This window comes from Citricoccus parietis, assembly GCF_042433045.1.
In the GTDB taxonomy this organism is placed as follows: domain Bacteria; phylum Actinomycetota; class Actinomycetes; order Actinomycetales; family Micrococcaceae; genus Citricoccus; species Citricoccus parietis.
The window spans coordinates 20,834-46,956 of record NZ_JBHLWH010000005.1 but is presented as its reverse complement, the minus strand read 5'-3'; the positions used below and the strand labels follow the sequence as shown (position 1 = coordinate 46,956).

26 protein-coding genes are annotated in these 26,123 nt (G+C 67.9%); 21 read left to right on the top strand and 5 right to left on the bottom strand.

The window, feature by feature from the left end:
* Window positions 1-108: 108 nt before the first annotated feature.
* From mftA to ACFFIO_RS00920, 20 genes are all read left to right on the top strand, one after another.
* Window positions 109-210, top strand: a complete 102-nt coding sequence (mftA, locus tag ACFFIO_RS01015; protein ID WP_378039826.1) for a mycofactocin precursor MftA — start codon at window positions 109-111, stop codon at window positions 208-210.
* 2 nt (window positions 211-212) lie between these two features.
* The gene (gene mftB, locus ACFFIO_RS01010) at window positions 213-533 is read left to right on the top strand and encodes a mycofactocin biosynthesis chaperone MftB (protein WP_378039825.1); all 321 of its coding nucleotides are present in this window, start codon (window positions 213-215) and stop codon (window positions 531-533) included.
* A gap of 24 nt (window positions 534-557) precedes the next feature.
* Complete coding sequence (mftC, locus tag ACFFIO_RS01005; protein ID WP_378039824.1) at window positions 558-1,817, top strand: mycofactocin radical SAM maturase; 1,260 nt, start codon at window positions 558-560, stop codon at window positions 1,815-1,817.
* 86 nt (window positions 1,818-1,903) lie between these two features.
* Entirely contained in the window at window positions 1,904-2,740 is an 837-nt protein-coding gene (locus ACFFIO_RS01000; protein ID WP_378039823.1) for a mycofactocin-coupled SDR family oxidoreductase, read from the top strand.
* Between the two features lie 18 nt (window positions 2,741-2,758).
* The gene (locus tag ACFFIO_RS00995; RefSeq protein WP_188806779.1) at window positions 2,759-3,607 is read left to right on the top strand and encodes a mycofactocin-coupled SDR family oxidoreductase; all 849 of its coding nucleotides are present in this window, start codon (window positions 2,759-2,761) and stop codon (window positions 3,605-3,607) included.
* 102 nt (window positions 3,608-3,709) lie between these two features.
* Window positions 3,710-4,543: a mycofactocin-coupled SDR family oxidoreductase gene (locus tag ACFFIO_RS00990; RefSeq protein WP_378039822.1), complete on the top strand. Its 834-nt coding sequence runs from the start codon at window positions 3,710-3,712 to the stop codon at window positions 4,541-4,543.
* A 67-nt stretch (window positions 4,544-4,610) separates the two neighbouring features.
* Window positions 4,611-5,444 carry a mycofactocin-coupled SDR family oxidoreductase gene (locus tag ACFFIO_RS00985; RefSeq protein ID WP_378039821.1) on the top strand — a complete coding sequence of 278 codons (834 nt, stop codon included), beginning with the start codon at window positions 4,611-4,613 and terminating at the stop codon, window positions 5,442-5,444.
* A 65-nt stretch (window positions 5,445-5,509) separates the two neighbouring features.
* A complete protein-coding gene (locus tag ACFFIO_RS00980; protein ID WP_378039820.1) occupies window positions 5,510-6,499 on the top strand; it encodes an AAA family ATPase in 990 nt (329 codons plus the stop codon).
* A 27-nt stretch (window positions 6,500-6,526) separates the two neighbouring features.
* Entirely contained in the window at window positions 6,527-7,474 is a 948-nt protein-coding gene (locus ACFFIO_RS00975; RefSeq protein WP_378039819.1) for a vWA domain-containing protein, read from the top strand.
* Window positions 7,475-7,529: 55 nt separating this feature from the next.
* Complete coding sequence (gene mftD, locus ACFFIO_RS00970; RefSeq protein ID WP_378039818.1) at window positions 7,530-8,810, top strand: pre-mycofactocin synthase MftD; 1,281 nt, start codon at window positions 7,530-7,532, stop codon at window positions 8,808-8,810.
* A 40-nt stretch (window positions 8,811-8,850) separates the two neighbouring features.
* Entirely contained in the window at window positions 8,851-9,672 is an 822-nt protein-coding gene (locus ACFFIO_RS00965) for a mycofactocin-coupled SDR family oxidoreductase (protein WP_378039817.1), read from the top strand.
* A 115-nt stretch (window positions 9,673-9,787) separates the two neighbouring features.
* On the top strand, window positions 9,788-10,516 hold the full coding sequence (locus ACFFIO_RS00960; RefSeq protein WP_378039816.1) for an IclR family transcriptional regulator: 729 nt from the start codon (window positions 9,788-9,790) through the stop codon (window positions 10,514-10,516).
* 109 nt (window positions 10,517-10,625) lie between these two features.
* On the top strand, window positions 10,626-11,699 hold the full coding sequence (locus tag ACFFIO_RS00955; protein WP_378039815.1) for an ABC transporter substrate-binding protein: 1,074 nt from the start codon (window positions 10,626-10,628) through the stop codon (window positions 11,697-11,699).
* A 26-nt stretch (window positions 11,700-11,725) separates the two neighbouring features.
* On the top strand, window positions 11,726-12,574 hold the full coding sequence (locus ACFFIO_RS00950) for an ABC transporter ATP-binding protein (protein ID WP_378039814.1): 849 nt from the start codon (window positions 11,726-11,728) through the stop codon (window positions 12,572-12,574).
* The gene (locus ACFFIO_RS00945) at window positions 12,564-13,358 is read left to right on the top strand and encodes an ABC transporter permease (protein ID WP_378039812.1); all 795 of its coding nucleotides are present in this window, start codon (window positions 12,564-12,566) and stop codon (window positions 13,356-13,358) included. The genes ACFFIO_RS00950 and ACFFIO_RS00945 overlap by 11 nt, the downstream gene beginning before the upstream one ends.
* Window positions 13,359-15,074, top strand: coding sequence for a dihydroxy-acid dehydratase domain-containing protein (locus ACFFIO_RS00940; RefSeq protein ID WP_378039811.1), 1,716 nt, complete (start codon window positions 13,359-13,361; stop codon window positions 15,072-15,074). It abuts the gene before it with no gap.
* Window positions 15,074-16,450 (top strand): FAD-dependent oxidoreductase, encoded by a 1,377-nt coding sequence (locus ACFFIO_RS00935; RefSeq protein ID WP_378039810.1) that lies wholly within the window; start codon window positions 15,074-15,076, stop codon window positions 16,448-16,450. Before ACFFIO_RS00940 ends, ACFFIO_RS00935 begins: the two co-directional genes overlap by 1 nt.
* Window positions 16,437-17,717 (top strand): aconitase X, encoded by a 1,281-nt coding sequence (locus ACFFIO_RS00930; RefSeq protein WP_378039809.1) that lies wholly within the window; start codon window positions 16,437-16,439, stop codon window positions 17,715-17,717. The genes ACFFIO_RS00935 and ACFFIO_RS00930 overlap by 14 nt, the downstream gene beginning before the upstream one ends.
* Window positions 17,714-18,157 (top strand): aconitase X swivel domain-containing protein, encoded by a 444-nt coding sequence (locus tag ACFFIO_RS00925; RefSeq protein ID WP_378039808.1) that lies wholly within the window; start codon window positions 17,714-17,716, stop codon window positions 18,155-18,157. The genes ACFFIO_RS00930 and ACFFIO_RS00925 overlap by 4 nt, the downstream gene beginning before the upstream one ends.
* Before the next feature lie 66 nt (window positions 18,158-18,223).
* Window positions 18,224-19,285: an alcohol dehydrogenase catalytic domain-containing protein gene (locus ACFFIO_RS00920; RefSeq protein WP_378039807.1), complete on the top strand. Its 1,062-nt coding sequence runs from the start codon at window positions 18,224-18,226 to the stop codon at window positions 19,283-19,285.
* 39 nt (window positions 19,286-19,324) lie between these two features.
* Here the strand turns inward: ACFFIO_RS00920 and ACFFIO_RS00915 are convergent, their stop codons facing one another.
* The 4 genes from ACFFIO_RS00915 to ACFFIO_RS00900 form a co-directional block, all read right to left on the bottom strand.
* A complete protein-coding gene (locus tag ACFFIO_RS00915; RefSeq protein ID WP_378039806.1) occupies window positions 19,325-20,380 on the bottom strand; it encodes a GTP-binding protein in 1,056 nt (351 codons plus the stop codon).
* Window positions 20,381-20,590: 210 nt separating this feature from the next.
* Window positions 20,591-22,096 carry a tripartite tricarboxylate transporter permease gene (locus ACFFIO_RS00910; protein WP_378039805.1) on the bottom strand — a complete coding sequence of 502 codons (1,506 nt, stop codon included), beginning with the start codon at window positions 22,094-22,096 and terminating at the stop codon, window positions 20,591-20,593.
* Between the two features lies 1 nt (window position 22,097).
* The gene (locus ACFFIO_RS00905; RefSeq protein ID WP_378039804.1) at window positions 22,098-22,703 is read right to left on the bottom strand and encodes a tripartite tricarboxylate transporter TctB family protein; all 606 of its coding nucleotides are present in this window, start codon (window positions 22,701-22,703) and stop codon (window positions 22,098-22,100) included.
* Complete coding sequence (locus ACFFIO_RS00900) at window positions 22,700-23,710, bottom strand: Bug family tripartite tricarboxylate transporter substrate binding protein (protein WP_378039803.1); 1,011 nt, start codon at window positions 23,708-23,710, stop codon at window positions 22,700-22,702. Before ACFFIO_RS00900 ends, ACFFIO_RS00905 begins: the two co-directional genes overlap by 4 nt.
* A gap of 134 nt (window positions 23,711-23,844) precedes the next feature.
* Between ACFFIO_RS00900 and ACFFIO_RS00895 the strand changes: the two genes are divergently transcribed.
* Window positions 23,845-24,237 (top strand): universal stress protein, encoded by a 393-nt coding sequence (locus tag ACFFIO_RS00895; RefSeq protein ID WP_378039802.1) that lies wholly within the window; start codon window positions 23,845-23,847, stop codon window positions 24,235-24,237.
* 126 nt (window positions 24,238-24,363) lie between these two features.
* Here ACFFIO_RS00895 and ACFFIO_RS00890 read toward each other — a convergent pair whose 3' ends face one another.
* Window positions 24,364-26,025 carry a phospholipase D family protein gene (locus ACFFIO_RS00890; protein WP_378039801.1) on the bottom strand — a complete coding sequence of 554 codons (1,662 nt, stop codon included), beginning with the start codon at window positions 26,023-26,025 and terminating at the stop codon, window positions 24,364-24,366.
* Window positions 26,026-26,123: the final 98 nt, after the last annotated feature.

Sequence of the window (26,123 nt, the reverse complement as noted above, 5' to 3'; positions counted from 1 at the left end):
GTTCACCAGGTTGTGCACGATCCATTGCATTGGCACCCAGTGTCATTTAGTCTCCCATCATGCGAGTGATCCAGCTCACATATTCACGGCACTTTCCAGGGAGGAACCATGGAGCAGTCCAGCGCTCACGCCCAGAACACTGACCCGGAGGTCACGGCGGACGATCTCGTCGAGGATGTCTCGATCGACGGCATGTGCGGGGTCTACTGACCTTGGCCACCACCACACACCCGGCTGTGGATCCGGGATCGGGGCTCGGCCTCGATCCCGGGACAGCCTGGACCCTGAATCCGCGCGTGGCGGTGCGGCCTGAACCCTTCGGGGCTTTGCTCTACCACTTCGGCACCCGCCGCCTCAGCTTCCTCAAGGACACCCGACTCGTCGACCTGGTCACCGCACTGGCCGACTTCCCGAGCGTGGACGCGACGTTCACTGCCCTGGGGATCGACGAGGACACCCGGCCGGGCTATGTGTCCGCCCTGCAACGACTGGCCGAGACGGACATGCTGCTGCCGGCCACCGACCACGCCTGACGACCCAACCCACGGGAGTATGCCTTGACCCTCGCCCCCGAGCGCCGACCTTCCCTCATCGACCACTTCGAACGCGGTCTCGATTCCCCGATCTGTCTGACCTGGGAGCTGACCTACGCCTGCAACCTCAGCTGTTCGCATTGCCTCTCCGCCTCCGGCCGCCGCGATCCGAACGAGCTGTCCACCGAGCAGTGCAAGGAGATCATCGACGAGCTCCAGCGGATGCAGGTCTTCTACGTCAACATCGGCGGTGGCGAGCCGACCGTCCGCTCCGACTTCTGGGAGATCGTCGAGTACGCCACCAGCCACGACGTCGGCGTGAAGTTCTCCACCAACGGGGTGCGCATCACGCCGGAGGCCGCGCAGCGGATTGCCGACAACGGCTACATCGACGTGCAGATCTCCCTCGACGGGGCTACCGCCGAGGTCAACGACGCCCTGCGGGGCAATGGCTCCTTCGACCTCGCGGTCCGGGCGATGCAGAACCTGAAGGACGCCGGCGTCGAGGGGTTCAAGATCTCCGTGGTCATGACCCGGCACAACATCCCGCAGCTCGACGAGTTCAAGGCCCTGGCGGACGAGTACGGTGCCACGCTGCGCATCACCCGCCTGCGGCCCTCCGGACGCGCGGTGGATGTCTGGGATGACATCCACCCGCGTCCCGAGCAGCAGCGCGAGCTCTACGACTGGCTGGTGGCCCACGGGGAGGGCGTGCTGACCGGTGACTCGTTCTTCCACCTCTCCGCCTATGGCGAGACCCTGCCCGGGCTGAACCTCTGCGGTGCCGGGCGGGTGGTGTGCCTGATCGACCCGGTCGGCGATGTCTACGCCTGTCCCTTCGCGATCCACGATGAGTTCAAAGCCGGCAACACGGTGGACGATGGCGGTTTCGCCAACGTGTGGCGCGGCTCCGAGCTGTTCACCGAGCTCCGCGAGCCCCAGACAGGCGGAGCCTGCGCCGGATGCCAGTTCATCGACACCTGCCGCGGCGGCTGCATGGCGGCCAAGTTCTTCACCGGCCTTCCTCTCGACGGTCCGGACCCCGAATGCGTGCGCGGCCTTGGCGAGGAACTCCTCCAGGGGCGGGAGGCGGACCTGGAGTTCCCGCGGCCCAGTGTCGACCGGTCCCACCGGACCTCACCGCCCCGCCCGCGCGCGAAGTCCCGGCCCGTTTCGGTGAGCATCGGCATGGGCGCCCCCGCACGCCCGCCGGTCAGTGCCTGCGAGATCGATCCACTGGCTGGATTCGTGCCACCTGGCGCCTCCGCGGCCTCATCGTCCTGACCGGATCCCCCTCCGTCACAACCGAATATCCACATCCCACCTACCGACAAGCAACCCCATCACCAAACAGACCAAGGAGTCACATCATGGGTGCACGTCTCGAAGGCAAGGTCGCGTTCATCTCCGGAGGAGCACGGGGGCAGGGCAGAAGCCATGCCGTCCGTCTCGCGGAGGAAGGCGCCGACATCATCACGTTCGACATCTGCCAGGACATGGAATCAAATCCCTATCCCGGCCCGCGTGCCGAGGACCTGGCGGAGACGGTCCGTCAGGTCGAGGCGCTGGACCGGCGCATCATCGCCCGCGAGGCCGATGTCCGCGACTTCGCGGCGGTCAAGTCCGTCGCGGACGAGGGCTTCGCCGAGTTCGGGCGACTCGACATCGTCTCCGGCAATGCCGGCATCCTGGGCGAGGTCAACCAACTGGCGGACCAGTCCGAAGACGGCTGGCAGGAGATGATCGACATCAACCTCACCGGCGTCCGCCACACGGTGAAAGCCGCCCTTCCGCACCTTCGTGCCGGTGGCAACGGCGGCGCGATCGTCCTCACCAGCTCGACGGCGGGCATCAAGGGCTACGCCAACATGGCGCACTACGTCGCCGCCAAGCACGGTGTAGTCGGCCTGATGAAGACACTGGTGCTTGAACTGGGCAAGGAGAACATCCGTGTCAACACGATCCACCCCACCCAGGTGAACACGGACATGATCCAGAACGAGGCCATGTACAGGCTGTTCGTTCCGGGCAAGGACAACCCCAGCCGGGAGGACTTCGCAGAGGTCTCCCGGACCATGCAGGCGCTGGACATCGACTGGGTCGAGGCCCGGGACATCTCGAACGCGCTGCTCTTCCTCGCCTCGGACGAGGCCCGCTACATCACCGGTCAGCAGCTCAAGGTCGACGCCGGCCAGACGAGCCTCTAGGCAGAAAGGACTTCAACCATGGGTGCACGTCTCGAAGGCAAGGTCGCGTTCATCTCCGGAGGAGCACGGGGGCAGGGCAGAAGCCATGCCGTCCGTCTCGCGGAGGAAGGGGCCGACATCATCACGTTCGACATCTGCCAGGATGTCGAACACGTTCCCTATGCGGGTCCCACCGCCGAGGACCTGGCGGAGACGGTCCGTCAGGTCGAGGCCCTGGACCGGCGCATCATCGCCCGCCAGGCCGATGTCCGTGACTTCGACGCCATCAAAGCTGTGGCGGACGAGGGCTTCGCCGAGTTCGGCCGTATCGACATCGTCTCTGCCAATGCCGGGATCTCTGGGGAGATGGCTGAAGCAGACGTCATGTCGGAAGGCGGCTGGCAGACGATGATCGACATCAACCTCACCGGGGTGTGGCACACGGCCAAGGCCGCGATCCCGCACATCAAGGCCGGCGGCAATGGTGGCTCGATCGTCCTCACCAGTTCCCTGGCCGGCCTCAAGGGCATGGGCAACATCGCCCACTATGTCTCGGCCAAGCACGGTGTGGTCGGATTGATGCGGACGCTCGCCCTCGAGCTGGCCCCGCATAGCATCCGGGTGAACTCCATCCACCCGACCCAGGTGGACACCCCCATGATCATGAACGAGGCCACGAAGAAGCTCTTCCGCCCCGACCTGGAGAACCCCACCGACGAGGATTTCGCCGCGACGTCCCAGTCCATGAACTCGCTGCCCATCCCGTGGGTCGAGCCGGTGGACATCTCCAACGCCGTCCTCTTCCTCTCCTCGGACGAGGGCCGGTACATCACCGGCGTCCCGCTGCCCGTGGATGCCGGCGCCGGCCTCAAGTCCGTCGTCTTCTGACCCCGTTCCCAGATCACACGGAACGCCTCATCCCACGCACCTACCCGCCTCACACTCCACCACCATTGCGCGCCACCACGCCTCACGAAGGAGCCCTGAACCATGGTCGGACGGCTAGAAGGAAAAGTTGCCCTCATCTCGGGAGGAGCGCGTGGCCAGGGTCGTAGCCACGCCGTGCGCCTCGCCGAGGAGGGGGCAGACATCATCACGTTCGATGTCTGCGGACCCATCGACGGCGTTCCTTACCCCGCCCCGAACGAGGAGGATCTTGCGGAGACCGTCCGTCAGGTCGAGGCCCTGGACCGGCGCATCGTCGCCCGCCAGGCCGACGTCCGTGACTACGCCGCCGTCAAGGCCGTCGTGGACGAGGGCGTCGCCGAACTCGGTGGACGCCTGGACATCGTGTCCGCCAGTGCCGGGATCTTCACGTTCGGACCGCTCGCGGCGGACACTACGGAGGAGGACTGGGACACCATGCTGGACATCAACCTCAAGGGTGTCTGGCAGACGGTCAAGGCCGCGACGCCCCACATGATTGCCGCTGACAATGGTGGGTCTGTGGTGCTGACCAGCTCCACGGCGGGCATCAAGGGCACCTACGGCGTTGCGGCATACACGGCCGCCAAGCACGGCGTGGTGGGACTGATGAAGACTCTCGCGCTGGAACTGGGACCCAAGAACATCCGGGTCAACTCGGTCCACCCCACGTCCGTGGCCACGCCCATGGTGCTCAATGACGCGCTGTACAACCTTTTCTCGCCGGACAGCCCGAACGAGGAGTCCTTCCGCGAGACGATGCACGCCTCGCATGCGCTGAACGTCGGCATCATCGAAGCCGTGGACATCTCGAACGCCATCCTGTGGTTGTCCACGGACGAGGCCCGTTATGTCACCGGTACCCAGATCAAGGTCGACGCCGGCTACACCACCAAGTAACTCCTAGTCGTCCGTGACGACTAGGAGAACCAACACCCGATATCTGTACTGACAAAGGAGTCACCTCATGGCAGGACGCATGGAAGGCAAGGTCGTTTTCATCACCGGTGCCGCGCGAGGTCAAGGCAGGAGCCACGCTCTCCGCCTCGCGGAGGAGGGAGCTGACATCATCGCCCTCGACATCTGCGAGCCGATACCGGGGGTCACCGAGTATGAGGGGTCGACGTCCGAGGACCTGAACGAGACGGTCAAGCAGGTCGAGGCCCTCGATCGACGCATCGTCGCCGAACAGGGAGATGTCCGTGACCCCGACCGCCTCAAGCAGGTCGTGGACCGGGGCGTGGCCGAACTCGGTGGCCGACTGGACGGCATCGTGGCCAACGCCGGCATCGACATCTTCAACCACTGGCACGCCTTCTCCCAGGACGATTGGCAGACGACGATCGACATCAACCTGACCGGGGTGTGGAACACGGTCCGTGCGGCTGCCCCGGTGATGATCGACGCTGGCAACGGCGGTTCGATCGTGCTCATCTCATCGGCCAACGGCATCAAGCCCGGACCATTCAATGCGCCCTACAACGCGGCCAAGTTCGGTGTCACGGCGCTGGGGAAGTCGTTCGCTCAGGAGATGTCGAGAGACGGGGTGCGGGTCAACACCATCCACCCGGGTCCGGTCGACACCCACATGGCGCAGGGGGTCGACAGGATCGTGGAGCTCGAAAGCGAGAATCCCGGACTGCTGGCCATGCTCAACGGCTTCCCCCGCGGCGACGCGGACGGCATCAGTCTGATGTCGCCACGGGAGATCTCCAACGCGGTCCTGTATCTGCTGTCCGACGAGTCCATGTGGACGACAGGATTGCCGATGGCTGTCGACGGCGGCATGTCAGCGACCTGACGGGCCGGTCGACGACGTCACCGAACAGCACTATCGGCACGAACCACTCACCGAGCGAGGACCAGATGAGCATCCAGTCAACGGGCCTGCGGGATACCAGCCACGTGTCCCGCGTCCGCGAGAGCGTCGGCCACCGCGTCGTCGGCCGCGACCGCGAACTCGACCTGGTTCTCGCCGCGGTGGCGGCAGGGCGGGACATCCTGCTGGAAGGTCCCCCGGGGACGTCCAAGTCCACGATCCTGCGGGCCATCGCCGAGGAATGGGGCATCCCCTTCGTCCTGGTCGAGGGCAACGCAGATCTCACCCCGTCCAAGCTCCTCGGCGGGCATGACCCCGCCCGTGTCCTGCGGGAGGGGTACCGGGATGAGAACTTCGTGGACGGGCCGCTCGTGCGGGCCATGCGCGAGGGCGGCTTCCTCTACATCGAGGAGTTCAACCGTGCGCCGGATGACACACTCAACACCCTGCTGACGGCCATGGCGGAGCGGCAGGTCACGATCCCGCGGATCGGAACCATCACGGCCCAGCCGACGTTCCGCATCATCGGCTCGATGAACCCCTACGACAACGTCGGGACCACCCGCCTGTCCACCTCGGTGCATGACCGGTTCAACCGCCTCGTCCTCGGGTACCAGGACGCCGCGGCGGAGCACCGGATCGTGGCGTTGCGCACCGGCTTGGGGCCCGACGGCGGCCAGGACGTCCCAGCGCGGCTCGCCTCCGCGTTGGTCACGGACGCCGTCGCCCTGACCCGGGCCACCCGGGAGCATGAGGACACCCGCCAGGGCAGTTCGGTGCGGGGAGCCATCGACCTGGCCCTGGTGGCCGCACAACTGCTGAATCTGCATGGCCTCGACACTCCGGGTGAGGGCCGGGTGGGTGCGGAGGACACCCCGCGGCGCCGCTATGCCGACGTCATCCTGGACGCCGCCATGGTCTCCCTCTCCGGGCGCCTCCACGTGGACGAGGCGGCGGGAACCACACCAGAGCGCGTGCTGCAGGAGATCTGGGAGGACCATTTCATCCTGAATCCCGCGGCGGCGGAGCCGGGTTGAAAGGAGATCGAGGACGACGCTCCGATCGTGCGCCGGTCGCAGAAGGCGCCGGGCCGGCGTCGCAGGCCGAAGGTGCTCGAGGAGGCCCCGACGGTCTTCGAGCCGGCGACCGGCGAGGGCGGCGGACAGGTGCTGACGGCCAGCGGATCCGGCAAGGATGCCACCGCCGCTCGGGTCAGGGGAACGGCGGCGCCGGGGGAGACCGGCGAGGACAGTCAGGTCATCGACCTGGAGGACCTGGACGATCAGGCCGACCGGGAGGTGCTGCGCCGGGCACGGGAGATCGCCCTGTCCTTGGCCATTCCACAGCCGCCACGGCGGGCGACGGCGCGGCGTGGACTGGGAGACCTGGAGCAGCTCCCCTTCCGGGGCAGCGCCGAGGACATCGACCTGGAGGCGACGGTGGAGAACCTCGTGGCCAAGCCGGTTCCGGAGCCCTCGGACATCGTGGTGCGCGAGCGCATCCGTCAACGCCGGGCGATGGTGCTCCTCCTCGATGTGTCCGGCTCGATGCGCGGGGAGAGAGTCCGCTCAGCCGCTGCTGCCGTGGGCGCGATGGTGGGGGAGTTCGCCCGGGACGACCTGGCCGTGATCGCGTTCTGGTCCGATGCCGCCCGCATCGTACCGATGGGCCAGGGCGGCACTCCGGGCGGGATCCTCGAGACGCTCGTGCGCATCCCGGCTCGCGGACTGACCAATGTGGAACAGCCCCTGCGCCTGGCGCGCGACGAACTGGCCAGGGTCCCCGCGGCCGAGGGCCGTGTGCTGCTGCTGTCCGACTGCGTCCACAACGCCGGACCGGACCCGCGCGCTGCGGCCGCCAGCCTGCCCCGCCTGGACGTCCTCCTCGATACCTCGGGGGAGAAGGACGTGGACCTGGGGCGCGACCTGGCCCGGCTCGGGCGCGGACGGCTGGAGACCGTGCGTACCTTCCGGGACCTGCCGGGGGCCCTGTCGAGGATCCTGAGTCCGTGAGATTCACCCTGATCAACAACGACCAACGACATCCAACAGTGAGGACGGCATCACCATGACCAATCCGTGGTTCGAGAGCGTGGCGGAGGCCCAGCGCCGGGCAAAGAGGCGCCTGCCGAAGTCCGTGTACATGGCCCTCGTGGCCGGTTCAGAACGCGGCATGACCGTGCAGAACAACATCGATGCCTTTTCGGAGCTCGGCTTCGCCCCGAAGATCACCGGCAATCCCCTTCAGCAGGACACGACCACCACGATCATGGGTGTGCCGGTCGAGCTGCCGGTCATGATCTCCCCCACGGGCGTACAGGCAGTGCATCCCGACGGCGAGATTGCCGTGGCCCGGGCGGCGAACAACCGGGGCGCGGCTATGGGCCTGGGTGCCTATTCCTCGAAGCCCATGGAGGATGTCCTGCCCGAGAATCCAGGGCGCACGTTCTTCCAGCTGTATTGGGCCGGCGGTCGCGACCAGATGCTGACCCTCGCCCAGCGGGCCATGGATTCCGGGGCCGCGGGTCTCATCATCACCCTGGACTGGACCAGCGGCTACGGCCGGGACTGGGGCAGCCCGGAGATCCCGCAGGAGATGAACCTCAAGACGATCCTCAAGTACGCCCCGGAGATCATCGCCGGCGGCAAGTTCGACTACGCCATGGACTGGGCCAAGACCCTGCGTCCGCCGGAGCTGTCCGTGCCGAACGCCGTGCCGAAGGGCGAACCCGCACCGGGGTTCTTCGAGGCCATGGGGTGGTGGCGCCAGACCGAGACCCCCTCGTGGGATGACATCGCCTGGCTGCGGCAACAGTGGGACGGACCGTTCATGGTCAAGGGCATCACCCGGGTGGACGATGCCAAAGCCGCCCGGGAGGCCGGCGTCACCGCCGTCTCCGTGTCCAATCACGGCGGCAACAACCTCGATACGACGCCGGCCACCATCCGCCTGCTCCCCGCGATCGCGCAGGCCATCGGCCACGACGTCGAGGTGTATCTGGACGGCGGCATCCGCCGCGGTTCCCACGTCTACAAGGCCCTGGCCCTCGGCGCCCGGGGTGTCCTCATCGGGCGTGCCTACCTCTGGGGCATGAGCGCCAACGGGCAGGCCGGGGTGGAGAACGTCCTGGACATCATGAAGGACGGGCTCAAGGCCTCCATGATGGGCAACGGCCACGCGACCCTGTCCGAGATCTCCGCCCAGGACCTGCTCATCCCACCGGGTTTCGCCATCACCGCCGGCGGCGACGAGGGCCATGTCTGGGGCGCTCCGGCCCTGGGTTCCTCCGCCGTCGAAGGGGCGGCCGGGGGGCTGGGTCCAGCCACCCGTCCACCCCTGAGCTTCTGACCCCTGAGCTTCTACCCCACTTCAGAACGGAGTGTCCATCATGTCGGACGAACTCGAGGGCAAGGTCGCCTTCATCACCGGTGCCGCCCGTGGCCAGGGCCGCGCCCATGCCGTCAAGCTGGCGAGCATGGGCGCGGACATCGTGGCCGTGGACATCGCCGGGCCCGTGGCCGATTTCCTTCCCTACCCCGCAGCCACGCCCGATGATCTCGTGGAGACCGTGCGGTTGGTGGAGGAACTCGACCGCCGCATTCTGGGGGTGGAAGCCGACGTCCGGGACCGCGATGCCCTCAAGGGCGCTGCCGACCGGGCCGTGGCCGAACTCGGCAGCCTCGACATCGTGGTGGCCAACGCCGGGATCTGTGAACCCGCCAAATGGCAGGACATTTCGCAGCAGTCCTGGCAGGACACCATCGACATCAACCTCACCGGCGTGTGGAACACCATCACCGCCACCGCCCAACACCTGATCGACGGTGGCAGGGGGGGCGCGATCGTGATCACCTCGAGCTACGCCGGCAAGAAGGTGCAGCCGATGATGATCCACTACACGGCGTCCAAGCACGCCCTCGTGGGCCTGACCCGCGGCTTCGCGATCGAACTGGGCCCGCACAACATCAGGGTGAACTCCGTGCATCCGGGCGCCGTGGCCACCCCGATGGGCGGCGGCGACACCGTGGACCAGATCGAGGCGTCCACCCGGGAGAACCCGAAGGTCAACCAGATGGGCCAGGCGTTCCTGGAGCCGGGTTGGATGGAGCCCGAGGCCATTGCCAACGCGGTGGCGTTCCTCGTGTCCCCGGCCTCGGCCACGATCACCTCGGAGCACCTCAGCGTCGATCAGGGCATGCAGTACTTCTGAGCTGGGCGTCCGCCCTGGGGCGCTGGTCAGCCACCTTGGCGGCTATCGTGTGATGAGCGGCACACGAGGAGGAGGGGCCCTGGCTGGCGAGGATCAACGAAGCATGCTGTCCAGGATGGCGTCCATCCTCCGAGCCTTCGAGCGGGGCGCGGAGGAACTGACCGCCACCGAGGTCAGCCGCCGGACCGGGTTGCCGGCCTCCACCTGCCACCGGATCATGCGTTCCCTGGCCGAGGAGGGAGTGCTGGAGATCGGCGAGGGGCACCGCTATCACGTGGGCCTGTGGCTGTGGGAGGTGGCCGCCCATGCGCCGCGGTCCGGCGGGGTGCAGCAGGCGGCACTGCCGTTCATGCAGGACCTCATGGACATCACCGGTCACCCGGTCCACCTGGCCGTGCGGGAGGGTTCGCAAGCCGTCTTCATCGAGCGGATGTCACATTGGCGTGCGCGCAACTCCCGGCCCTACATCGGAAGCCACTATCCGCTGCACCTGACCTCGGTGGGACTGATGCTCCTGGCCCATGCGCCCGTGGAGACTCAGGAGGACTACCTGTCGGGCCGCCTGGAGCGGCGGACGCCCTTGACCATCACCAGTCCCCAGGAGCTGAGGCGCATGCTGGCCTCGATCAGGACACGAGGCTTCGCCGTCAGTGACCGTCAGGTCGTCATGGACGCCATCTCGGTGGCGGCACCGATCCGTGACACCCATGGCCAGGTCATCGCGGCCCTGTCCGTCAACACGCCCCTGGGGAGCCTGAAGGAACAGACCATGGCGCATGCCGTCCAGACGACAGCCTTGGCCATCACGAGGTCCATGGCACTGAACGTCCAGATGAACCGCTAGATCCGGCACATCGTGTGACCCAGATCTCACTGACTGAGATCTCTGTAGAGCCGCGTCGCCCCCGTTGGCAAAGTCGTGTTCGGCGATCCATCCGAACAAGGAGTCAACGATGTCCCTGCAATCCCCGCTCGTCCGTTCCCAGGTCAACCGGCGCGGCTTCCTTGCCGGCACCCTGGGACTGTCGGCACTCGGCATGACCGGCCTTCTCACCAGCTGCGGTACCGCGTCCTCCGGTGCCGCGGGCGGCGGTGAAGGCGGAACCGCGCCGTTCACGTACCTGAGCTACCTGCCGATGGAGACCCTCTCGGTCGCTCCCGAACTGCTGGCGGACGCCGGTGGCCACTTCGAGAACCACGGCCTCCAGGTCACGTTCCAGTCCACCAAGGGCTCACCCCAGGCCATCCAGACGCTCGTGGCCGGGGCGGGACCCCTGACCCGGGTGGGGGCCATCGACCTGATCACGGCGGCCGCGGACGGACAGCCACTCGTCAACGTGGGCAGCATCGTGCGCGGCTCATCCATCCGCATCCTCAATGCCACGGCGAACCCGCTGGAGAAGCCCGAGGACTTCCTCGGCAAGACCATCGGAGTGCCCTCCGAGGGCGGTACCAGCGACAAGTCACTGTCCCTGATGCTGCACAAGGCCGGCCTGAACCCCGACGACGTCGCACGCCAGGTCGTCGGCCTGGGCCCCGGGACCTTCGAACTGGTCAAGCGCGGGGACATCGCCGGGTACATGGTCAGTATCGACCAGGCCATCGTCACCCAGCAGCAGTTCGAGGGCGAGGCACAGGCCTTCGATGCCGGCGATGCCGTTCGCGCCGACTCTCAGATCTACACCGCCACGCAGCAGTCCCTGGAGGAGCACGAGGACGCGATCAAGGCGTACATGGCCGCCATCCGGGATGCCGTCCAGGAGATCGTCGACGACGAGTCACTGGAATCGGTCATCGAGACGATGCGGTCGAAGTATTCCTTCGGGTCCCTGGATGACGACGGTGTGGCCAAGGAATCCCTGAGCCAGAGCAGGGACCTCTGGACCGCGAAGGGGACCCAGCCGCTGCTCACCACGGATGAGGGGTACTGGGCCGAAGGATACGAGGAGCTCGTGGCTGCCGGGATGGTCGAGTCCGGCTCGGACCCGTTGGAGTGGCTGGACAACAGCTACCTGCCGGCCTCCTGAGTTCCGCCCATTCCCGAGGAGCAATCATGAGCATGCAAACCCAACCCACCGTGGCCACACCTGAGACCGCAGCGCCGGACCCGAGTCCGGAGATCCGGATCTCCGGACTCGGCAAGACCTACAAGACCGAACGCGGGACCACCCACGCGCTCTCCGACATCAACCTGGACATCCGCAAGGAGGAGTTCGTCTCCCTGATCGGTCGTTCGGGCTGCGGCAAGACAACGCTGCTGCGCATCATGGCCGGACTGGTCCCGCCCACCGCCGGTCACGTCGAGATCGGCGGACGCGCCCTGTGGCACCAGGAGACGGTCGACTCATCCGTCATCCGCCGTCTCGGCGTCGTGTTCCAGGATTCGAATCTCTTCCCCTGGTACAACATCGAGGACAACATCGCCCTGCCTTTGCGCCTGCGCGGGGTCAAGAAGAAAGAGCGGCGGGACCGGGTCCGGGAACTGGCCGAACTGGTGGGGCTGGAGAACTTCCTCCCCAACTATCCCCGCGAGCTGTCCGGCGGCATGCGCCAGCGGGTGGCCATCGCCCGGGCACTCAGTGACAACCCCGAGCTCCTCTTGATGGACGAGCCATTCGGCGCCCTGGACGCGCTGACCCGGGAGAAGATGAACATGGAGATCCAGCGCATCGCCCTGGCCACCCGCGCCACCGTCGTCTTCGTCACCCATGACATCGACGAGGCCGTGGCCCTGGGGGACCGGGTCGTCCACCTCACCCCGCGCCCCGGTCGCATCAAGGACGTCGTCGACGTCCCCCTGGCCCGCCCCCGCGGACTCGAGATCAAGAAGGACGCCGCCTTCCACGGGCTGGTCGGGAACCTGCACACCTCACTGAACGAAGAGGACGACCATGAATCGTAAGAAGCTGCTGAAGGTCCTGCCGTGGATCACCACTCCCGGACTCCTCGTGGTCTTGTTCGTGATCTGGGAGCTGAGCGTCAAGGCGTTGGATGTCTCCCCGCTGATCCTGCCTCCACCGAGCATGATCTTCGAGAATCTCGGGGAACTCCTCGCCCAGCCGACCACCTGGGACAACGTGCGGGTGACCGTTATCGAGATCGTCCTCGGCTTCGTGGCCGGCGTCCTGGCGGGTGTCCTCGTCGGGGTCGTCCTGGGGAAGCTGCCGTTGGTGGAAGCCAGCGTCAGGCCCTTGATCATCGCCCTGGAGGTGGTGCCGAAGGTCGCCCTCATCCCGCTGTTCGTCATCTGGTTCGGGTTCGGCATGACCACCAAGGTCATCATCGCCGGCCTCCTGGCCTTCTTCCCCGTCATGCTCAACGTCCTGCTGGGCGTGCGCTCCGTGGACCGGGGGCACCGAGACCTGATGCAGAGCATCAACGCCAGCCGGTGGCAGACCTTCCGGCACCTGGAGTACAAGAGCATGATGCCGCACGTCTTCGCCGGCATGGAGACGGCCATCGTGCTGGCGGTGATCGGCACCATCGTCGGCGAGTACCTGGGTGGCAACGAGGGACTGGGCTACATGGTGGTGAAGACCCTCAACGAGCTCAATGCACCGGCGTTGTTCGCGGTCATCCTGATGCTGGCGACCGTGGGACTGATCATGTACTTCATCGTGACCTCCTTCAAGCGCGTGGCGATCCCCTGGCACGAATCCGTCTATGGGCGAAAGGACGTGGGCTGAATGGAACTGCGCAGCAACTTCCCTGTCGGCTCTCCCCGGTGGGCGACCCGCCGGACGCAATGGAAGGCACTCGGCCTGAGTGACGAGGATGTGATCAAGCCGAAGATCGCCGTGGTCAACTCCTCCTCGAAACTCTCACCCTGCTTCAGCCATCTCGACGCCATCGCCGACCAGGTGGTCGAGGCCATCCGGGAGGCCGGGGCCGTGGGCTTCGAGATCCGGACGGTAGCACCCACCGACTTCATCATGGCCGCCGGGGGCCGGGGCGGCTACGTCCTGTCCAGCCGGGACCTCCTGGCCAATGACATCGAGGCAGCCGTGGAGGGCGGCCAATTGGACGGCATGATCTGTCTGGCCTCGTGCGACAAGACGACACCGGGCCAACTGATGGCGGCCGGTCGGATCAACGTGCCCACCATCGTGGTGCCCTGCGGATACCAGCCCTGCGGGATCCTGGACAACGGCGAGCCCGCGGACATCGAGGAGGTCTTCATGAAGGCCGGCCACGTGGCCACCGGAGGCATCACCATCGAGGACCTCTGCACGATCAGCGACCGGGCCATCGCCGGCCCTGGCGTCTGCACCGGCATGGGAACCGCCAACACCATGCACATCATGGCCGAGGCACTCGGCATGAGCCTGCCGGGATCGGCACCCGTTGCGGCCAACAGCACCGCGATGTGGGAGAACGCCCGTGCCTCCGCCCGGACCATCGTCGAGGCGGTGTTGGCCCAGCGTCGTCCCCGGGACATCCTGACCCCGGGTGCCTTCCGCAACGCCGTCGCGGCCGTGCTGGCCGTGAGTGGGTCGATCAACAGCGTCAAGCACCTGCAGGCCATCGCCGTGGAAGCCGGCGTGGACGTGGACATCAGTGCCCTGTTCGCCGAGCTCGGCCGCGAGGTGGGCCCACTCACGGCCATCCGGCCGAGTGGCCCTGACAGCATTGAAGATCTGGAGGCCGCCGGGGGAGCCCTCGGCGTCCTCACGCAGCTGCAGCCCGTCCTGGACCTCGAGGTCGCCACCATCGGCGGGCGCACACTGGGCGAGGTCCTGCAGCGGGCACCGGAGCCGGACGCCAGCATCATCCGCCCCCTGCACGAGCCTCGCGCCACACACGCCACCATCCAGATCCTGTACGGGTCCCTGGCGCCGGCCGGTTCGATCGTCAAACTCTCCGCCACCGAGCGTCGCCAGGACAGCTTCGAGGGCTCTGCTCGGGTCTTCGAGGATGCGGCAGAGGCCATCGCGGCCGTCAACGCACATCAAGTCGAGGCGGGGACCGTGCTGGTCCTGCGCGGCCTGGGACCCTCCGGCACACCGGGGATGGGTATGGCCTCCAATGTCGTGTTCGCCCTCAACGGCGCCGGACTCACCGGTCAGGTGGCCGTGGTGACCGACGGCCAGCTCTCCGGGCTCGTGAACCAGGGCATCGTCGTCGGCGAGGTCAAGCCGGAAGGAGCCCTAGAGGGGCCCCTCGGGCTGGTCCACGACGGCGACCGGATCCGTGCCGACATCCCGGCCGGGACCGTCGACCTGCTCGTCTCCGGCGAGGAACTCGAGCGACGTCGGCTGACCCAGCCGGCCCGCGAGCCCGCCGCGACCGGGGGGTGGCTCGGCGTCTATGCCCGGACCGTCACGCCGCTCGAACGCGGCGCCACCCTGGTCCCCGAGGCCGCCCCCGCACTGCAGCACCACCACTACGCCAAGGACTCCTGATGCCCCACAAGCTGACCGACGTGAAGATCCACACTGTGACGAAACCACCGAGCGGACCGCTGGAGGAACTGCGCGGAGACCTGTGCGTCGTCGGCGCCGGCATCGCCGGCGTCTCCGCCGCCCTGACGGCGGCGGGTCTGGGCCGGCGGGTGATCCTCGTCGACGCCTTGCCCATGCTGGGTGGGCAGTGCGCGAACTCTCTGATCGGACTGTTCTGCGGCGTCTACGGCAACGGGCCGGAGTACCGCCAGCTCACGCACGGCCTCTTCGACCGGATGTTCCCCGATCTGGAGAAGACGGGTGATCTCTCCTACAACCACCGCCACACCATCACGGTGAACTATGACGAACACGCCGTGGGCCGCTGGATGGAACGCGAGATCGTGCAGTCGGGAGTGGTTCCCGTGACCGGAGCCTCCATCCTCTCGGTGGACAACGACGCCGGCCACCTGCGGTCAGTGACGTTCGCGACTCGCTACGGACTGCTGAAGGTCGAGGCGGACGCCTTCATCGACGCCTCCGGAGACGCGGCGCTGACCTGGGAGGCCGGCCTCGAATGCCGGGTCCCGGAACGGACCATCTGGGGATCGCAGCAGGTGCGCGTCGAGGGGCTCGTCCCCTCGGCTGCGCCGGACCCCCAGGACCTGGCCCAGAGCGTGTACGACCATGCCGAGGAGTACGGGCTGATCCGTCGGGACGGGCTGGCCTTCTTCTTCCCCGGCCGGGACACGGCGGTGCTGAACATGACTCATATCGAATCCCCTCTCGAGGCCGTGGGGGCCGCTGAAGCCCAATTGCGCGGCAAGGACCAGGCCGATCGCGTCATCCAATTCCTTCGGGACCACCATCCGGCGGCCTTCGGCCAGGCCTCCGTCCGCTTCTACGGTCTTCCGGGTCGGCGCCAGACCCGATGGATTGCAGGTGAGCACCAGCTCACCGAACACGAGGTGCGCTCAGGGGTCCGGTTCGAGGACTCGATCGCCCGGACCTCCTGGCCCATCGAATTGCACGACCAGCCCGAGGGATACGTCTGGGAGCAATTCGACGGCGATCACGTGCACTATGTGCCCCTGGGCAGCATCACCCCCCGAGGTGCCGTCAACCTGCTGGCTGCCGGACGGTGCGTGGACGGCGACGCCGCCGCCCTCTCCAGCATCCGCGTGATGGGACCCTGTGCAGCCATGGGCGAGGCCGCGGCCCATGCGCTCGACCTGGCCGACGGCGGTCCCGTGGCCGAGATCGACCGGGCCCAGTTGCGTGAACGCATCCGGGCCAATATCGGTCCGGACGAGACCGGAGACGGTGCGGGTCTGGCCGGGGCGCCACCCAGCGGCCGCCGGGACGAGGAGAAGGAGCCCCTCCATGCTGCTCACTGACGACGACCGGGCCATGCTGGACGGACGGGACGGTGACGCCGTGGCGGCGGCCATGGACCTGCTGGTCCGCTACGGGGAGGGACTGGGGGCCGAGAGGCTGTGCAGTGTCCGCAATGTGGCCGGAACCTCCACCCAACCCACCCCTGCGAAAGAGAAGATCGTGGCCGAGGGCGGCTGGAACAAGGCGTACGCCGTCATCAACCTCGACTGCGACGACGAGATCGAGATCCCTAAGATGCGGGTCCCCACGTGCCAATTGCAGCACGGATTCAGTGCCGATGCCCTCAACGTCACCCCCTACAACCCCCACCTGGTGGAGCTGCAGGCTGACGCCGAGGCCTTCGCCAGTGACCGGGGCATCAACATTCTGGCCACGTGCACGCCCTACCAGGTGGGCAACCTGCCCGTGCGGGGAGAGCACATCGCCTGGATGGAATCCTCAGCGGTCGTCTACGCGAACTCGGTCATCGGTGCCAAGTCCAATTGCGAGGGCACCGCGTCAACGGGAGCGGCCGGCCTGACCGGCCGCATCCCCTATTGGGGCAATCACCTGGATGAGAACCGTCACGGATCCCACCTCATCCGGGCGGACGTGCCCATCGACTCCTTCCTGGACTGGGGACTGTTCGGGTACTTCGCGGGGCATGTGGTCCAGGAGGAGCGGCCCGTCCTGACGGGGGGGCTGGCCCTGCCCAGCCAGGCCGACCTGAAGCACCTCGGGGCGGCCCTGGCGACCACCGGGGGCGTGGAGATCTTCCACCTGCCCGGTGTCACGCCGGAGGCACCCACGGTGGAGGCTGCCTTCGGACCGCACGAGATCCCGGAACCCGTGGCGTTCACCGCGTCGGACCGACGCCAGATGTACGAACTGCTCAACAACCAGGGGGACACCGAGGACGTCGACTTCGTGCTGCTGGGCTGTCCTCATGCCTCCCTGGACCAACTGGGGGAGATCGCCGCGTTGCTGGACGGGCGGACACTGCATCCCGGGACGGAGCTCTGGATCATGACGCCGCGGGCCTTGCGGGCCGTGGCTGACCGCAACGGCTACACAGAGGTCATCCACCGTGCCGGTGGGCGCCTCCTGACGGACTCCTGTCCGGCCATGTCCCGGACAGCGCCGAAGGGCACGCGGGTCTTCGCCACCGACAGTGCAAAGCAGGCCCACTATCTGCCAGCCATCCTCGGGATCGAAGCCTGGTTCGGCACCACAGCCGACTGCGTGCAGGCCGCGATCACCGGAACCTGGAAAGGAGAGCTGTCATGAGCATGCCGTCCACAGAAGCCCGCGCCGTGACACCGGGAACGGTGCTCAGGGGAAGGGGAATCGTTCCCGGAATCGTCCGGGCAGAAGCCCTCGTCTCCCCGGAGACCATCTCCGGGTGGGGCGGCATCGACCCGGCCCAGGGCACCATCATCGAGCGGCGCCACGCCTTGTGCGGAGTGTGCTTCACGGGCAAGGTCCTGGTCTTCCCCGGGGCCAAGGGGTCGTCCGGCTGGTCGGGTTTCTTCCAGAGCACGCGGTTGCTGGGAACGGCCCCAGCGGCCATGGTGTTCACCACGGTGACGACCAAGGCCGTGCTCGGCGCCGTGGTGACCCGTGTACCCACCGTCAGCGAGTTCGACCGTGACCCGGTCCAGATCATCCGCACCGGCGACATCGTGGAGGTCGATGGCGACGCGGGAACCGTCACCATCGTGGGGTAGGTCTTCGCCGACGGCGGGCCCGCGCCCAGGACGTTCGGGTGGGAGACTGCCGGTAGCGTGGGGGACATGAAAGCGACCTTCATGTACGGTGCCGGAGACGTCCGCGTCGAGACCATTCCCGACCCGAGGCTGATCGAGCCGACGGACGCCGTCATCCGCACGGTGCGCTCCTGCGTGTGCGGCTCGGACCTGCATCCCTATCACTCGAAGGAGGCCTCGGAGCAGGGCAGCCCGATGGGCCACGAGGTCATGGGCGTGGTGGAGGAGGTCGGCGCGGCCGTGACCTCGCTGCGCCCGGGCGACCTGGTGATCTCCTCCTTCACCTACCAGGACAACACCTGCGAGTTCTGCCGTGAGGGATTCCACGTCTCCTGCCTGCATGGCGGCTTCTTCGGTGGCCAGGGGATCGGCCTGCAGGCCGAGTTCGTCCGCGTCCCGCTGGCTGACGGCACCCTGGTGGCGGTCCGGGCCGCCGACGGTTCTGCCGTCGATGAGACGGGCAACGGCTCCGAGGACCTGCTCGCGAGTCTGCTGAGTCTCTCGGACGTCTACCTGACCGGATACCACGCCGCGACGATGGGCCAGGTGGGCCCCGGACAGACCGTGACCGTGATCGGTGACGGTGCCGTGGGGCTCTCCGCCGTCCTGGCGTCCCGCCAGCTCGGCGCGGACCGGATCATCCTCATGGGCCGGCACGCCTCGCGCACGGACCTCGGCCGCGAGTTCGGCGCCACGGACGTCGTGGCCGAACGCGGTGACGAGGGGATCGCGCTGGTGCGGGACCTGACCGGTGGCCACGGTTCGCATGTGGTGCTCGAGGCCGTGGGCCACCATCCGGCCTACGAGCAGGCGGTCGGGGTGGTGCGCGCCGGCGGGACGATCTCCCGCGTGGGCGTCCCCCAGTACCGGGAGGCCCCGATCGGTGGCAGCCTGTTCGTGAACAACATCACGCTGACGGGAGGCACGGCCCCCGTGCGCCGCTACCTCGAGTCCGCCACGGCTCAGGTCGTCGCCGGGGAGATCAACCCCGGGCGGGTCTTCGACGTCGCCATGCCGCTCACGCAGGCACCGGCCGCCTATGCCGCCATGGACGCCCGAGAGGCCCTCAAAGTGATGCTGGTTCCCTGAGCCGCGGCGGCCGGCACCGCCCGTCCGGGTCCAGGGGGATTATCGGAGCCGCTTCACCTGTTCGGCCCACGCGGAGGGTCCCGCGAGGAACTCCTCGTCCGTCAGCACGGCACGGTCGAGGGCGCTGATCAGCCCCTCGCGGTCCAGGTCCAGACCGATGAAGGCCAGGCTCTGGCCGACGGTCAGCGGGTCCGTGTCCGCCCAGGGGTCCAGCAACAGCTCGAGGTCGTCGTCGAGGCTGACCGGGCTGAGCGCCATCACCTTGCCCACGTGGTTCCAATGCCCGGTGACGTTGGCGCTGCTGGCCACCCGGCAGTAGCCGGCGGAGCGGACCACGGTGCCGAACCGCTCCGGGGACATCAGCTCGTGGACCAGCTCATGCATTCGCACAGGATGGAACGGCCGGGCGCAGTCGTAGTGGAGGGCTGTCACGCGGTCATCGTGGATGAAGGTCTCGAACCCCTGGGCCAGCAGCTTCACCCAACCAGGGCGGTCCAGGTGAGCGTCATATCCGGGGATCGCAGGCAGATCCGGCAGGGTGTCCTCCATGTCTGCCAGGTCCTCCAGCAGGCGTACCCGCGCCAGCGGACTGAGATGGTGGACCAGCGCCAACAGGGTGCGGAGCTCGTCCGTGGGGACGTCCTCCCAGTTGACCAGGACAATCACGGAGGCGTACTCCACGTGCGTGATGGACACGAGGGACCGGGCCGTGGCGGTGGAGGGGTGGCCGCTCCGGGGGACCAGGTAGTCCTCGCGGAACAGGTCCTGCACGCCATGAGCGGCGTCCACCACGCAGATCACGCCCTCCAGCCGCGCGGCGGACGCGGTCGAGGACAGTTCAGCGGCGAGGTCTGCCGTGGACACCCGGTCGGGGATCTCCACCACGGCACCGGCCGGCGTCTCCACTCGGGCCGTCAGCCGACTGGCCTCGGACACCGGCTCCTCGGCCGCCCTCAGCTGAAACGAGGTCACCAGCTGCCGGTCCAGGGTCCGGGCCAGCTCGGTCGCGTACTCCAGCCGCGCGTCCGGGCGGGTGCCGACCACGGCGAGCACCGGCACACCGGCCGAAGGCCGTGCGTTGTCCTGCGAGATCATGATGACTTTTCCCTTTCGGCGCGCCCGTCACTACGGCCGGTGGCCTGGTCCGCTGGGACTGCTCTTTCGGCGTCGTGGGTGGGGTGTTCGAGATGCTCGATGGTCACGGGTACGGCTCACTTCGAGTCGGTAAGGTGAACCTAACCTAAACTGACGTCCGTGTGGAGTGCGAATTCCTGCAGCCGACCACGTCACACCGCGACACGGGGGTCAGGTGTCCTTCCGCGCCTTCGCCCGGACCCGCCCCACGATGGAGATCACCAGGGCGAGGGCCAGCAGCGCATAGATGGCCACGGGGATCGGTCCATCGACGAAGACGCCGTAGCTCTGGTTGGAGCTGGCCAGGGCGTCCCGCATGCTCGTCTCGAACAGGGGGCCGAGGACCATGCCGATCATCAGTGGGGCCAGCGGCACACCGAACCGGCGCAGTGCGAATCCCAGCAGACCGATGCCCAAGAGCATCAGCAGGTCGAAGGTGGAACCCGAGGTCGCGTAGACCCCCATGCCGCAGAAGACCGTGATCCCGGCGTACAGGTAGGGGCGGGGGATCGCCAGCAGCTTGGCCCAGAGCGGCGCGAAGGGCAGGTTGAGGATCAGCAGCACGACCATTGCGATGAAGAAACTGGCCAGCAGCGCCCAGACCAGATCGGGAGACCGGTCGAACATCAGCGGCCCGGGCTGCAATCCGTACTGCTCGAAGGCTGCGAGCATGATGGCCGCGGTGGCGGAGATGGGCAGGCCCAGGGACAGCAGCGCACCCATGGCGGTCCCCGTGGTGGCGTTGCCGGCGGCCTCCGGGGCCGCGAGCCCGCGGATGGCCCCCTTGCCGAACTGAGGTTTCCTGCGCCGACGGTCGAGCTGACGCTCCAGACCGTAGGCCACGAAGGTCGGAACATCAGCGCCACCGGCCGGGATGACGCCGAAGGGCAGGCCGATGCCGGTGCCTCGGAGCCAGGCAGGGAGTGCCTCGCGGAACTCCCGCCCGGACAGGAACGGCCGGCCCTTGGCCTGGATGACGCGGTTGGTGGGATCGCGGCGGACCCTTGAGGCGATGTGGAAGACCTCGCCGAGGGCCAGGATCGCGACGGTCACGGTCACCAGGGAGATGCCGTCGAAGAGCTGGGGGACCCCGAAGCTGAACCGCTCGGCCCCCGAGGTCTGGTCGATGCCGACCACGGCGATGCCCAGCCCGATGATCAGCGAGCACAGGCCCTTCAGGATCGAGTCGGCCACCACGGAGGACGTGGCCACGAAGGCGAACAGGGCCAGGGCGAAGAACTCCTGGGGCCCGAAGTTGGCCGAGAAGTCCGCCAGTGCCGGGGCCAGGAAGACCACCACGATGGAGCCGATCATGCCGCCGATGAACGCGCCGATGGCGGCGGTGGCCAGGGCCTGGGGCGCCCGTCCGGCCTTCGCCATGCGATGCCCCTCGAACGTGGAGGCGATGGCCGAGGCCTGGCCCGGGGTGTTCATGAGGATGGCCATGGTGGAATCGCCGAAGAGTCCACCGAAGTAGACGCCGGCGAACATGATGAAGGCGCCCGTGGGGTCCAGGGCGAAGGTCATGGGCAACAGCAGCGCCACGGCCATGGAGGAGCCCAGCCCGGGCAGTACGCCGACCGCGGTGCCGAGCAGGCAGCCGACGATGACCCACAAAAGGTTCATGGGAGAGAGCGCCGAGCCGAAACCGTCCATGAGGTTCATGATGGATTCCATCTCAGAACACCCCTCCCAGCACGCCGGAGGGCAGGGACAGGCCCAGTCCGACGTCGAAGGCCAGGTAGATGAAACTGCTCAGCAGCAGGCCCAGACTGGCGTCGAAGAGGTGGCGGCGGCTGCCGATCCCGTGGGCCACGCACCAGAAGAGCAGCGCCGCTCCGAGGATCCAGCCGAGCATGTTCAGCAGCAGGGCGAAGACCAGGAACCCGGCGACGCTCCAGCCCACGGCATACCAGTCCGAGAAGGTCCGGTACTGCACGGTGGCGGCGGCCTCTGCCGCGCGCCGCTCTTCCTCCGTCGCATCGTCCTCGGCGGTGAAGGTGGGGGTGACGGCCGGCTCGGGAGTGCGGAGGTAGTGGACGGCCAGCAGGACGGCGAGGATGTACCCGGCCACCGTGATGATCAGGGGGACGAACTGCGGCCCGGGGGCGTCGGCGCCGTCCGGGACGGCCATGGTGAGGATGCCGACCAGGAGGTACGTGGAGAAGGCCGCCATGAAGGCGGCGAGGAAGAGGCCGCTGCGTCCGTGCCACCAACCGCGGGCGGTGGTGGAGCCGGCGTCGCCCACGGGGTGCGAAGGGGCGGTGGGCTGGGACTGGCTCACAGGTCCAACTCCTCGATCAGGGCGGCGATCTTCTCCTGGTCCTCGGCGATGAACTGTTCGAACTCCTCGCCGGTCATGAAGGAGTCGGTCCACTGGTTGTCCTCGAGGGCCTGACGCCACTCGGGTGTCTGGGACGTCTCCGTGACGATGGCCTCGAGCTCCTCGAACTGCTCATCGGTGATGCCCGGGGCGGCGAGCATGCCGCGCCAATTGGCCATCACCACGTCATACCCCTGCTCGGTGATGGTGGGGACGTCCACGCCGTCGAGCCGCTCAGGACTGGAGATGCCCAGGGCCCTGATCCGGCCGGCCTCGATCTGGTCCGCGAACTCGTTGTATCCGGAGGTCGCCGCCTTCGCGGTGCCGGAGGCGATGGTCTGGATCGCCTCGCTGCCGGAGGTCTTCGGGATGTAGGTGATCTCGGCCGGGTCGATGCCGGCCTCCAGCGCCAGCTCGGCGATGATCAGGTGATCGATGGAGCCGACCGAGCCGCCGGTCCACGGGAACGAGGCTGGATCCTTCCTCCAGTCCGCCACCAGGTCGTCGATCGTCTCGTAGGGCGAATCGGCCGGGACGACGATCGCATCGAAGTCGTCCGAGAGCCGGGCGATGGGCCGCACGTCCGAGAGGTCCACGGGGGAGTTGTTCAGTTCGATCCCCCCGAGCATCACCGAGCCGGTGGCCATGAGGGTGTCCGCCTGTCCATGCATGGTGCTGAACCGACCGAGCCCGATGGTGCCGCCGGCGCCCGGGATGTTGACGACCTGGGCGTTGTTGACGATCCCGTTGACGCGCATCGCGGACTGCTGGGAGCGGGTGAACCCATCCCAGCCGCCGCCGGCGCCCGCCGGCGCGATCAGGGTCAGATTGCTGCGCAGGTCCGCCCCGGCCGTGGCCGACTGGATCGAGAAGAACGACGCCGTCCCGACCACCAGGGCGGTTATCACGCCATAGATGATCATGCCGACGCCGGGTCTACCTGATGTGGCGTGGTGGTCAGCTGCCATGCTGGACGTCCCCCTCTGAACCGGCTCATGGGCTGGTGCTCCCCTGGTCTACAGGGAAATGTATCCTGAGTCACAGTCATGGACGAAGGGCGGGGGCGTCGCGGTGGCGCGTCCGCACACCGGAGGGAGTCGGCATGTCGGTATTGGTGGGGCGGACGGGCAGCCCGGAGGGCCGGGCGGCGGTGGACTTCGCGGTGGCTGAGGCGACGCGCCGTGGGGAGGACCTCATCCTCTTCGACCTCGACGGCGGCGCGGGCGGGTCCGGAGCCCTGGACCCCGCTGCCGGTTTGGCCGGCGATCCGGCGCCGGATGGTCTCGCGATCACGCACCGTCAGCCGGACGCCCGCAGCCGGGATGCCGCCGGTGATCTGTTGGATGTGGCCGAGGAGTTGAACGTGACCGTGATCGTGGTCGGTATCAAGCACCGCAGTCCAGTGGGCAAGCTGCTGCTCGGCTCGAACGCCCAGGAGATCCTGCTGGGCGCCTCCGTCCCGGTGATCGCGGTCAAGGTCCCCAAGGGGTCCTGACGCTGGCGTCCTGCTCAGCCTCATCGCAGCCGTCTCCACCATCCTCCTGAAGCTCGGGGCGCGGGACCGGACGAATGCGGTGCTCCGTGCTCTGCGCGACGGTCTGCTGCGGTCACCTGCGCAGGCTCAATACCGGCGGCGCAGTCGCTTGCCCGGCGGACGTCCGTCCGGGTCGAACGCCGCGTGGTAGAAGGGCCGGACCAGGGCGCGTTGCCATGCGGCGCCGCGCTCGGGCAGCCGAGAACGCAACCGGCCTGGTGGGCGCGGGCCCTGCCGGCCGCCGTCGTACCACGAGTCCAGTGCCGCGGCACTGGCCTGCAGCACCCGGACTGCCTGCGCTGCATCCGCCAGATCGTCCCCGTCATCAACGCCGCCCCCGGCCCGGCCCAGGTGCTCGCGCATCAGTCGCAGGCGTAACTCCCGAGCAAAGGTCCCGCCCGGGCGGTCAGCGGTGTCGGCATCGCCGCCGTCGGTCACCGCGACGCTCAGCTCGGAGTCATGGGTCCAGGACCGGCGGTTGAGGTTCGCGCTGCCCACGCAGGCCCAGACGTCGTCGATCACGCACAGCTTGGCATGCACGTAGATCGGCCGGCCCGCCGCATTCTCGAGGTCCAGCAGGGTGACCCGGTCCCGAACGCGCGGACTCAGCGTGCGCAGGACCAGCCCTTGACCCAGCAACGACGGCGGCACCTTCAGGAGGCCTTCCTGGTCCGGGTATCGCGGGCACACGGCGAGGATGCGCAGCTCCGGTGCCCTGCGCAGCGCGGCATCCAGGATGCGGCCGACCTCCGCCGACCAGAGGTACTGGTCCTCGATGTACACCAGGTGCTGAGCCTGTTCCATGGCCTTCACGAAGCCGCGGGCCACACTGAACTCGCCGTCAGGGGCAAACGGGTAGCCGTCTGCGCGCCGACGGGGGTAGGTGCGCAGCAGCTGGACGCGGTCTTGCCCTTGCGCAGGAGGGGCGGGGGCCGGCGCAGGCAGTGGAGACGTTCGCTGGGGGAGCCCGGACAACGCATCGTGGAGACGTTGCCACGGAAGCCACGTCATCGGGGCCGGATCGCTCCATCGCTCTCGGAAGACCTCCTCGACGTCCCGCACCGCTGGCCCACGGACCGCGACCTGCACGTCGTGCCACGCCGGCGTGGGCCCGTAGGCCTCCGCGAACTTGCGGCGCAGCGGGTCCCCGCCGTGCTCGAGGTCGTCGTTGCGGGACCGCGCCAGATCCAGCCCGCCCACGAACGCCACGTCCCGCGCGGGATCGCCGGGACGGCGGACCACCACGAACTTCTGGTGGTGGCTGCCCAGGGAGCGGATGCGATGGTCCAGCAGCACTTGCCCGCCAGCGCGGTTGACTCGGCGGGCCACCTGGAGGTTCTCGGCTCGCGAGCCGACGATCCATGACGGGTGCGAGCGCCACACCAATCCCCGCACGAGCGCACCGCGCCTGGCACTGGCCACCAGGGCTTGCGCCACGGTCGTGTGGGGACCCAACCGCTGGTCGGTCGTGTGGGGACCCAGCCGCTGGTCGGCGTCCATCCGCCAGCCAGCCACCAGGACCAGGTCACCGGGGCCGGTGGCTGCCAGCTCACGGGCGAGCTCGCCGAAGTACGCGTCCCCGTGGGGCAGCAGTCGAACGGTGTTGCCCCCGGTCCAGGCGGGCAGGTCGGTCGCCGGGTTCCCGCGTTCACTTCGGCTGAGCAGCCAACCCGCACCGGTGCGCTCGTCCCAGCGCGGCCACCGGGTGCCGAGCAGGTGTGTGCCGAGCAGGCGTCGAGCAAGGGACATGCGACGATCCTTGCATCCCCGGCCGGAGGACCGGAAGGAGCCCCTTGCACCCAGCACGCCGGCGGGGTTGTCTGAGGGTGAGCCCTCGTTTCCGACCC